This is a genomic window from Bilophila sp. 4_1_30 (genome assembly GCF_000224655.1).
In the GTDB taxonomy this organism is placed as follows: domain Bacteria; phylum Desulfobacterota; class Desulfovibrionia; order Desulfovibrionales; family Desulfovibrionaceae; genus Bilophila; species Bilophila wadsworthia.
The window spans coordinates 899,791-909,682 of the sequence record NZ_JH114231.1; the positions used below are offsets into that span (position 1 = coordinate 899,791).

Genomic DNA, 9,892 nt, shown 5'->3' on the forward strand with positions numbered 1-9,892 from the left:
ATTTATGGCTTGGTGCAGATGAGACAGGGGACGTAGATGTGATCCGGGGCTGTCTCGGCCCCATCGGTATGCCAGCCTGTTCCATCGCTTTGCTCTTTCAACCGTCTTTTGGTTCTTTCCTTTTCTTCAATTTTATTTGGAAATTAAAAAAAGGTTGGCCGACATCCAGTGATTCCATTGGGATACTTGCTCCACGAGTCAGCTATTGTGAATTGGAGAACGTAATCGCTTTTTCCGTAACATTATATTGACAAAAGTAACACGAAGGCGTAGAGTTTTTAATAGTGTTTTATATTCATTATATTCATATAGTTGTGGAACAGGCAAGGTCCGGCATCAAACAGGCATTATGGGAATACCGTTTCATCAAACACCATGACAAGGACATAAGCCATGTATAATCCGTCGTCATTGAATGCCGAAGAGTTCATATGCCACGACGAAGCCCTCGCCTCGATAGCATACGCGTCAGAGAACAGGAACAACCTCGGGCTGGTCGATTCCATCATCGAAAAGGCGGAACGAAAGAAGGGGCTCTCTCATCGCGAAGCATCCGTTCTTCTTGCCTGCGATGTGCCGGAAAAAGTTCAGAAAATCTATGCGCTGGCTGAGCGGATCAAGCAGGATATCTACGGCAACCGCATCGTGATGTTCGCACCACTGTATCTGTCGAATTACTGCATAAACAGCTGCTCCTACTGTCCATATCACGCGAAAAACAAGCATATTGCGCGGAAAAAACTAACGCAGGAAGACATCGTCCGAGAAGTGACGGCTCTTCAGGACATGGGGCATAAACGACTTGCCATAGAATCCGGCGAGGATCCCCTCAATAATCCCATTGAATACATTCTGGAAAGCATCAGAACCATATATAGCGCCAAACACAGGAACGGGGCGATCCGCAGGGTCAACGTCAATATAGCCGCAACCACCGTCGAGAACTATAGAAAACTCAAAGCCGCCGGAATCGGGACCTACATTCTGTTCCAAGAAACGTATCACAGGCAGAGTTATGAGAAGCTCCACCCGGCGGGGCCGAAGCACGATTATGCCTATCATACCGAAGCGATGGACAGAGCCATGCAGGGTGGAATCGACGATGTGGGCATCGGTGTCCTGTTCGGCCTCGAAAGGTATCGCTACGAGTTCGCCGCGCTGCTGATGCACGCGGAGCACCTTGAAGCCGTGCACGGCGTCGGCCCACACACCATAAGCGTCCCCCGGGTGAAGCGGGCTGACGACATCGATCCAGCCGAGTTCGGCAACGGCATCGACGACGAAACCTTTGCCAAGATCTGCGCCTGCCTGCGGCTTGCCGTCCCCTATACGGGCATGATCATTTCAACCCGCGAAAGCAAGGCCACCCGGGAAAAGGTCATCCGGCTCGGCGTATCCCAGATCAGCGGCGCGTCGAAAACCAGCGTCGGCGGGTACGGTTCTCCGGCCCCCGAAGAGGAAAACTCGGCCCAGTTCGACGTCAGTGACAACAGGACACTGGACGAGGTCGTCTGTTGGCTGATGGAGCTCGGCTTCATTCCCAGCTTCTGTACGGCCTGTTACCGGGAGGGCAGGACGGGAGACCGATTCATGGCGCTGTGCAAAAGCGGCAGAATTGCCGACTGCTGTCATCCCAACGCGCTGATGACTTTGAAGGAGTATCTGGAGGACTACGCCTCCGAACAGGCGCGACGTACCGGTTCGGCGCTGATCCGGAGAGAACTGGGCAACATTCCGAACGAGAGGATCAGGCACATCGCGACCGAACGTCTGGAGAAAATCGCGACCGGGCAGCGAGATTTCAGGTTTTAGCCGCCAGTTCTGCGGGGAGGCAACCATGCTCATGGAAAGCCAACACTCCATTCCCCAAACTCCATGCGGCACAGGGAGGATGTCATCATGACGCGCCGGGGGTGGAGCAGTTTTTTGTAACCTTATGAGCGACAGGAGGATAGAATGACACGTGTCGTTATGGAACATGTCGAATACGAACTCAATGTGCCCGAAACAGGGGTACAACCTGACAGCCTGACCTTTGTTGAGATCGATCAGGAAAAGTGCATCGGGTGCGATACGTGCCAACAATACTGCCCTACTGGAGCCATCTACGGGGAAACGTTCGAGCCGCATACCATCAAATACCGAGAGCTCTGTATCAATTGCGGGCAGTGCCTGACCCATTGTCCTTCGATGGCGATATACGAGGTTCGATCATGGGTCCCCAAACTGGAAGAGAAACTCAAGGACAGCCACGTGAAATGCGTGGCCATGCCGGCTCCGTCCGTGCGCTATGCGCTCGGCGAAGCCTTTGGCCTGCCTGTCGGAACTGTGACTACTGGGAAGATGCTGTCCGCCCTCAAGGCATTGGGCTTCTCTCACTGCTGGGACACGGAATTCGCGGCGGACGTCACCATATGGGAAGAGGCGTCTGAGTTTGTGGAACGCTTGGGCGGCCAAAAAGATCTTCCCCAGTTCACATCTTGCTGCCCCGGCTGGCAGAAATACGCCGAAACGTTCTACCCGGAACTGCTGCCGCATTTTTCGTCCTGCAAGTCTCCTATCGGCATGAATGGTGCGCTGGCGAAGACCTACGGCGCGCAGCGGATGCAATACGCTCCCAAGGACATCTATACTGTGTCCATCATGCCATGTATCGCAAAAAAATACGAAGGATTGCGTCCGGAACTCAATTCCAGCGGACAGCAAGACATCGACGCCACTCTGACGACCCGTGAACTGGCCTACCTGATCCGTAAGGCAGGCATTGATTTCGCCAGCCTCCCGGACGGAGAACGCGACAGCCTGATGGGAGAATCCACAGGCGGAGCCACCATCTTCGGCGTGACCGGCGGCGTCATGGAGGCGGCACTGCGCTTCGCGTATCAGGCCGTTACCGGAATCCGCCCGGATTCATGGGATTTCAAACAGGTCCGTGGGCTGAGCGGCCTCAAGGAATATACCGTGACCCTGAACGGCACGGAACTCCGCCTTGCCGTCGTGCATGGAGCCAAACGGTTCGCCGAAATCTGCGAGCAGGTGAAGGCGGGGAACTCGCCGTACCATTTCATCGAATTCATGGCTTGCCCCGGGGGATGCGTCTGCGGCGGAGGGCAGCCGCTTATGCCGTCCCTGTTCGCCTCGCTTGAACGCAAGGCCCTCGGTTTCTTCGCTGGATTCAGGAAACGTCTCGCCCAATCTGCCAACGTTTAAAGGAGAAAGGCCATGTCATTCGCCACTGTGACCCGGCGCGGTTTTCTGAAGGGAGCCTGTATGCTTTCAGGGGGAATCCTTCTCGGTATCCGTATGACCGGCAAGGCCGCGGCTGCGGTAAAAGCATTCAAGGAGTACATGGGAGATCGTATCAATGGCGTCTACGGTGCCGACAAACAATTCTCCAAAAGAGCTTCCCAAGACAACGCGCAAGTACGGACACTGTACGAATCCTACCTCGGCAAGCCTCTCGGCCACAAATCGGAAGAACTGTTGCATACCAAATGGTTTGACAAATCCGGCGCGCTCAAGGAACTGACCGCGAAAGGAGTATACCCCAATTCACGTCACGTTAAGGAGTTCGTCGCATCCGGCTATCCATACGATGAATAGGCTCGGGACATTGCGCCGGAACGGCGGTGCGTAACCGCAGGGGGCGGGCATAGATATCCAATGCCCGCCTCGGCTATGCCGCCTAACATGAAAACGGTGTCAACACCGTCAGTCGTCCCCTTTTCCGGGGACCCTGCCCCGGTACTCCGCGGCCTTATCGCTCCCTCGTATTTTAAGGTAAGGAATGTTTGTCATGCCAAGACGTCATGTCTTTGTCACCGTTTTTTGCTGTTTGATGGCCTTGGTGGCGGTCGTAGGCTATACTCATGACACGGTTGGGAAAACGCCTGTCCGCCTCCTGCTCGAAAACGCCGGGGGACGGGTCGTGTTCGACCACCGGAGGCACGCTGAAGACTACAAGGTAGCCTGTGAAACCTGCCATCACGAATCGGCGGAGGCGCGCGAAAATGTCCAGCCCTGCGGCGCGTGCCACGGCGTCGACTTCGACGGCTCCTTCCGGGAGGATCACGTCGCTGCCTTTGCGGACGACGAGACGACCTGCGCGACCTGCCACCACATGGGCAGCGCGCCCGCGAAGTGGGACCACGCGGCACATGCCGAGGAGTACGGCCTTTCCTGTACGGACTGCCATCATGCCAACGCCGACATCGAGCCGGAACCCGCCCGCTGTACGGCCTGCCACCTCGACAAGCCGATGGGGGACATCCCCGATATGAAGACCGCGGCACATGCCAAGTGCGCGGACTGCCATCAGGAATGGTTCGACGCGGGCATGAAGGGCTGCACAAGCTGCCATCCCTTTACGGACAACCGCAAGCTGTTCGCCTCCGGGCAGCCCGTGGACGTGAACCCCGGCGATGCCGACTGCACGGTCTGCCACGGAAACGTCAAGGCCTCGGAGCTCATCCCCGACCGCATGGAGGCCTTCCACGGCAACTGCATGAAATGCCACGAAAAGCACGGCAAGGGGCCGTTCCGCAAGGACCAGTGCAACCAGTGCCACACGAAATAGGCGGACTGTCATGAAGCAACGTTTCCAGATCCTCAACGATCCCCGTTTCCATCTCGTCTACGGGGTGACGCAGCGTTTCAGCTACGGGCCGTCGCCCAAGCTGGTCAGGCTCAACCGGGAAGGTTTCACGCTGGTTTCCGGTCTGAAAAGGAAAACCCCCGTCTATCCGGGTATGCTCCTCGGGGAGCATCCTGCACCGGACAAGGGCGACCTCTTCGCTTCCATCCACGGCGAAATCAGCGAAATCACGGAACGCAGCGTGTTTCTGACCGCCACCGCCCCTTCCAAGGACGCCCCAGAAGTGGAGCCCGTGGACCTGCTCGGGCAGGGGCTGGAAGGCGATGAGCTGGCCCTCGCTGTGAAAAAAATGGGCGTGAATACCCGCTCTCTTGGACGGCGGTGCAAGACGTTGATCATCAACGCCCTGAACCCCGATCCGGGCGTAACGTGGGCGGAACCGATGCTTGTGTCGCACGTGGAGAACCTGCGGACGGGCATGGAGCTGCACCGCCGCATGGCCCGCGCGGACAACGTGATCCTCGCCGTGCCCAAAGGCTCCAAGGTGGCCTATGAGGGCATCCCGCTGGCCTATGTCGAGCCGGAATATCCCAACAGCGTAGACCAGCTGGTGATCAAGGCCGTGACAGGCGAGGAGAACCCCGAGGGCGTTGGCATCGTGGGCTTGCACAACATCTGGAGCCTCGGGCGCGTGGGCCGCCTCGGACGTCCGCTCATCGAAACGGTCGTCACCATCGGCAGTTACGAACACTCGGGCAACTACATCGTGCGCGACGGCTCCACCATCGGGGAGCTGCTGCAATTCGCCAACATCCGGCTCAAGGACGGCGACACGGTGGTGCGCGGCGGCCCGTTGCGCGGCGAGAGCCTCGACCGGCTCGACCGCAGCGTTACCAAAGGGACCTACGGCATTTTCGTAGTCGAGGCCGGAACCATCCCACCGATGGAAGGGCACAGCCCCTGCGTAAGCTGCGGGGCGTGCGTGCTGGTCTGTCCGGCGCGGCTCAAGCCGAGCAACCTCAGCCGATACGCGGAGTTCGCTCTGCACGAACGTTGTCGTGCTGAGCACATCGAATCCTGTCTGGAGTGCGGCCTCTGCGGGTATGTCTGCATCGCCCGGCGCCCCGTCCTCCAGTACATCCGCCTCGCCAAGCGCAAGCTTGCGGAGATGGAGCGGGACAAGAGACTGGTCGAACTGAAGACGAAGTAGCTCTGGGAGGAAAATCCCAGAAGGGCGGGCTCTGCCTTTTAGGTTTCTTGAAAACAGATATTTTTTTAGCAATGAACTGATGTTACGGCATTTTTATGATGCCACTTGAGGGAGGAAGCCCTCCGCTGGGGCGAGCGTCCGGAAAACAAACCTATTCCGGCCCGCATGGAAAAGCAGACCGGAACGGAGCCTTTTCTCCGTACGGCACAGGAAACGAACGGGAACGGGGAATGTCTCCGCACCGCTGAGAAAGACGAACAGGGAGCGTGTCCAAGGCGAACGGGTTTACGTAACTATCTACTACGTACTGATAAAGCGTAAAGAAAACCATTCGCGGCCCGATGCGCTCCAAACAGGAACGGACTTCCAAACCGCCCCCGTCCCCCCCTTACAACCGTCTTTGAAAGGAGAGGGGTGGAGCCTGGGGATGCGAGAGGGAAGCTTTCAGGAGGATATGGCCGATGTCGCAAACGAATCAACAGCCGGTACTGCTGGCGGTGAGCGCGCCGCCGTTCTGGCACTGCGGGCGGACGGTGAAGAAAGCGAGCTACGCAATGCTGCTGGCACTGGCTCCGGCGTCGTTCATGGCGGTGTGGCACTGGGGCATCCCGGCGGCGCGGGTTATGGCACTGGCGATGGTGACCGGGATCGCTACCGAGGCGCTCTGTCAGAAGATCATGGGCCAGGATATCAGTGTGGACGATTTTTCCGGAGCGGTTTCCTGCCTGCTGTTCGCGTTCCTGTTGCCCGCCAACGCCCCGTGGTGGCTGGTTATGCTCGGGGCAGCGCTGGCGATTGGCCTCGGCAAGATGGCCTTCGGCGGGTTGGGAGCCAACGCTGTCAACACCGCGCTCGTCGGCTGGGCCATGTTGTACGTCTCATGGCCCGCGCTCATGGACCCGAACGCCATGCAGCTCGACACCAGCTTCATCGATCCGCTGGTGCGGCTCAAATATTTCGGAGCCGGAGCGGTCAGCCACATCGACCTGACCGACCTTCTCCTCGGCAACCAGATCGGCGGGCTGGGCGCGTCGCAGGCGGGCGCACTGTTCATCGGCGGATCATATCTCGCCGCACGCGGCACCATCCGCTGGGAAATCGCCCTCAGTTTCTTTGTGGGCGTTTTCCTCACCGCCGCGCTGTACAACGTGATCGATGCCGAGCGGTTCGCCACACCCTTCTTCCACCTGTGCACCGGCTCCACCTTCCTCGGCGGTTTTTTCCTCGCCACGGAGTGGGCCAGCTCGCCGGGACGGCAAATCCCCATGATGCTCTACGGACTCATCGGCGGGGCGATGGTGATCATCATCCGCGTCTACGGAATCTATCCGGACGGCGTGCCCTTCGCCATCCTGCTGATCAACCTGCTGGCCCCGCTGCTCGATTCCATCCACCCCAAACCGTTCGGAGCGAGGTAGGTCATGCTTGCCATCATCAGAATGATTGTGGTGCTCGCCTCGATTTGCGGCCTGTCCGGGTTCGCGCTCTCCTACCTCAAGATCTCCACGGCCCCGCGTATTGAGGAGCAGGTGCTCACCTATGTGCAGGGGCCTGCGATCCTGAAGGTTTTTGCCGACATCGACAACTCGCCCATCGCGGAACGCAAGACGTTCACGCTCGACGGCGCGAAAGTGACCGTGTTTCCCGGCAAGAAGGACGGCAGGCTCGTCGCCGTCGCGCTGGAGCACTTCGGGAAGGGCTTCGGTGGCGACGTGGGCGTCATGGTCGGCTACGACGTGAACCGCGACACCCTCACCGGAATCGGGATCACCACCATGAAGGAAACCCCCGGACTCGGCACGCGTGTGGCGGACCCGGCCTTCACCGGACAGTTTACCGGCAAACCCGCCGGCGCGCGGCTCAAGTCGCAGGGCGGGGACATCGACGCCGTTTCCGGCGCGACCATTTCTTCCACCGGCGTGGTGACCGCGCTCGGCAACGCCGCGAAGGTCTATGCGGCGCTCAAGCCGGAAATCGTCAAGGCCTGGCAGTAAGGGGAAAGCTATGCAGCAACTCGTCAAGGAATTCACCAAGGGCCTGTGGACCGAGCTTCCCCCGTTCCGGCTGGTGCTCGGGCTGTGCCCGACCCTCGCCGTAACCAAAACCGCCGACAATGGCCTTGGCATGGGGCTGGCGGTCATCTTCGTGCTCGTGCTCTCCAACATGCTCATCTCGCTGGTGCGCGGCATCATTCCCAAAAAAGTCCGCATCGTCTGCTTCATCGCCATTTCCGCGTCGCTCGTGGTTGCCGTGGAACTGCTCATGCAGGCCTACGCCTACCCGCTGTACCAGCAGCTCGGCATTTTCGTGCCGCTCATCGTGGTGAACTGCATCATCCTGGGCCGGGCCGAAGCCTTCGCCGCCAAAAACACGGTCCCGTTCGCCATCGCGGACGGGCTGGGCATGGGGCTGGGCTTCACCATGTCCCTGACTTTCCTCGGTTCCATCCGCGAAGTGTTCGGGGCTGGAACGCTGTTCGGGACGCCGGTGATGTGGGAGGGGTTCAGGCCCTTCTCTGTTATGGTCGAGGCTCCGGGCGCGTTTCTTTGCCTCGGGTTGATCCTTGCTGCCATGAATCTGATCAACCGCTGGCAGGCCAAGCGCAAGGGCCGGGAAGAACCCGAAAATATCTCCAGCTGCTACGCGTCCTGTGGTGGCTGCTCGGGAGGCAAATCATGAGTGTCTTCGAACTCTTCATCTCCGCCATTTTTGTCAACAACATCGTGCTGGCCCAGTACCTCGGCAACTGCCCGTACCTCGGCTGCTCCCGCGACAAGGGGGTCGCCGTCGGCATAGGCAGCGCGGTGATCTTCGTCATCTTTATGGCGACGCTGTGCACGTGGCTCATGCAGCGGTATGTGCTGGTTCCCTTCGAGCTCGGCTACTTGCAGACCATCGTGTTCATCCTCGTGATCGCGGGCCTGGTGCAGTTTGTGGAAATGTTCCTCAAGAAGGTTCTCCCGCCGCTGTATTCCGCGCTCGGCATTTTCCTGCCGCTCATCACCACCAACTGTGCGGTGATGGGCGTGACCATCCTCGTGCAGCGCGAGGAGTACGACCTGACCACCTCGCTGCTCTACGCGGTGGCGTCGAGCCTCGGCTTCATGCTCGCGCTCATCCTCATGGCGGGCATCCGCGAACGGCTGGACACCTGCCGTGTGCCCAAGGCACTCATGGGAACCCCCATCGCGCTGATCATGGCGGGGCTGATGTCGCTGGCCTTCATGGCCTTCAAGGGTATGACCTCATAGAAAAGGAAAGCCGTTATGGTTATGATATCGGTACTGGTGCTCCTCGGGCTCGGGCTGGTGACGGCGACGGTGCTCGCCGTGGCGTCCCGCGTCTTCCATGTTGAGGAAGACCCGCGCGTGCAGGCCGTGCTGGAGGCCCTGCCCGGCGCGAATTGCGGCGGCTGCGGCTACGCGGGCTGCGAAGGCTATGCGACCGCCGTGGCGACGGACCCCGCCGTGCCCGCGAACCGCTGCTGCGCCGGAGGTGCGGAAACAAGCATCGCGGTGGGCGAACTGACCGGCAAGACGGTGGCGGCCTCGGATCCGCTGGTGTCGTTCCGCCGCTGTGACAAGGTGGCGGGCAACGTGGCCCTGCGCTACGATTATCAGGGTATGCCTTCGTGTGCGGCGGCCGCCGGTCTGGTGGGCGGTTCGGATTCGTGCTCCTATTCGTGCCTCGGCTTCGGGGACTGCGTGCAGGTGTGCCCTTTCGACGCCATCGAAGTGCGGGGGGGCCTTGCGCGGGTGAACGCCTCCAAGTGTACGGGCTGCGGCAAGTGCGCGGAAACCTGCCCCCGCAACGTGCTGGAACTCGTTCCGGCTCGCGCCCGGGTGATGGTCTTCTGTTCCACCAAAGACAGGCTCAAGGCCGTGACGGAAGTCTGCAAGGTCGGCTGCATCAAGTGCGGGCGTTGCGTCAAGAGCTGTCCCGCCGGTGCGGTCACGCTGGAGAACGACCGCATCCACATCAATCATAAGATCTGTCTGACCTACGGCCCGGAATGCGGGGAAGCCTGCGCCGCCGCGTGCGCGCGCAAGGCCCTGCGGGTGCTCTGTCCGAGCGTGCCTCTGAAGTCC

At 59.7% G+C, this 9,892-nt stretch carries 11 protein-coding genes; all 11 read left to right on the plus strand.

Annotated features, from left to right (window positions below):
• On the plus strand, positions 1 to 251 hold a 251-nt coding region (locus HMPREF0178_RS22395), incomplete at its 5' end, for a hypothetical protein (protein ID WP_232281188.1).
• Between the two features lie 142 nt (positions 252 to 393).
• The gene (hydG, locus tag HMPREF0178_RS04140; RefSeq protein WP_009379318.1) at positions 394 to 1,812 is read left to right on the plus strand and encodes a [FeFe] hydrogenase H-cluster radical SAM maturase HydG; all 1,419 of its coding nucleotides are present in this window, start codon (positions 394 to 396) and stop codon (positions 1,810 to 1,812) included.
• Between the two features lie 144 nt (positions 1,813 to 1,956).
• On the plus strand, positions 1,957 to 3,210 hold the full coding sequence (locus tag HMPREF0178_RS04145) for a [FeFe] hydrogenase, group A (protein WP_009379319.1): 1,254 nt from the start codon (positions 1,957 to 1,959) through the stop codon (positions 3,208 to 3,210).
• Between the two features lie 12 nt (positions 3,211 to 3,222).
• Positions 3,223 to 3,603 carry an iron hydrogenase small subunit gene (locus tag HMPREF0178_RS04150; RefSeq protein ID WP_009379320.1) on the plus strand — a complete coding sequence of 127 codons (381 nt, stop codon included), beginning with the start codon at positions 3,223 to 3,225 and terminating at the stop codon, positions 3,601 to 3,603.
• A gap of 193 nt (positions 3,604 to 3,796) precedes the next feature.
• Positions 3,797 to 4,576: a cytochrome c3 family protein gene (locus HMPREF0178_RS04155; protein WP_009379321.1), complete on the plus strand. Its 780-nt coding sequence runs from the start codon at positions 3,797 to 3,799 to the stop codon at positions 4,574 to 4,576.
• Positions 4,577 to 4,586: 10 nt separating this feature from the next.
• Entirely contained in the window at positions 4,587 to 5,804 is a 1,218-nt protein-coding gene (locus tag HMPREF0178_RS04160; RefSeq protein WP_009379322.1) for an electron transporter RnfC, read from the plus strand.
• Positions 5,805 to 6,265: 461 nt separating this feature from the next.
• On the plus strand, positions 6,266 to 7,222 hold the full coding sequence (locus HMPREF0178_RS04165; protein ID WP_009379323.1) for an RnfABCDGE type electron transport complex subunit D: 957 nt from the start codon (positions 6,266 to 6,268) through the stop codon (positions 7,220 to 7,222).
• A 3-nt stretch (positions 7,223 to 7,225) separates the two neighbouring features.
• Complete coding sequence (rnfG, locus tag HMPREF0178_RS04170) at positions 7,226 to 7,798, plus strand: RnfABCDGE type electron transport complex subunit G (protein WP_009379324.1); 573 nt, start codon at positions 7,226 to 7,228, stop codon at positions 7,796 to 7,798.
• A 10-nt stretch (positions 7,799 to 7,808) separates the two neighbouring features.
• Positions 7,809 to 8,483: an electron transport complex subunit RsxE gene (gene rsxE / locus HMPREF0178_RS04175; protein WP_009379325.1), complete on the plus strand. Its 675-nt coding sequence runs from the start codon at positions 7,809 to 7,811 to the stop codon at positions 8,481 to 8,483.
• Positions 8,480 to 9,055, plus strand: a complete 576-nt coding sequence (locus tag HMPREF0178_RS04180; protein ID WP_009379326.1) for an electron transport complex protein RnfA — start codon at positions 8,480 to 8,482, stop codon at positions 9,053 to 9,055. Before rsxE ends, HMPREF0178_RS04180 begins: the two co-directional genes overlap by 4 nt.
• A gap of 15 nt (positions 9,056 to 9,070) precedes the next feature.
• The coding region (rnfB, locus tag HMPREF0178_RS04185) for an RnfABCDGE type electron transport complex subunit B (protein ID WP_009379327.1) at positions 9,071 to 9,892 on the plus strand (822 nt) is incomplete at its 3' end.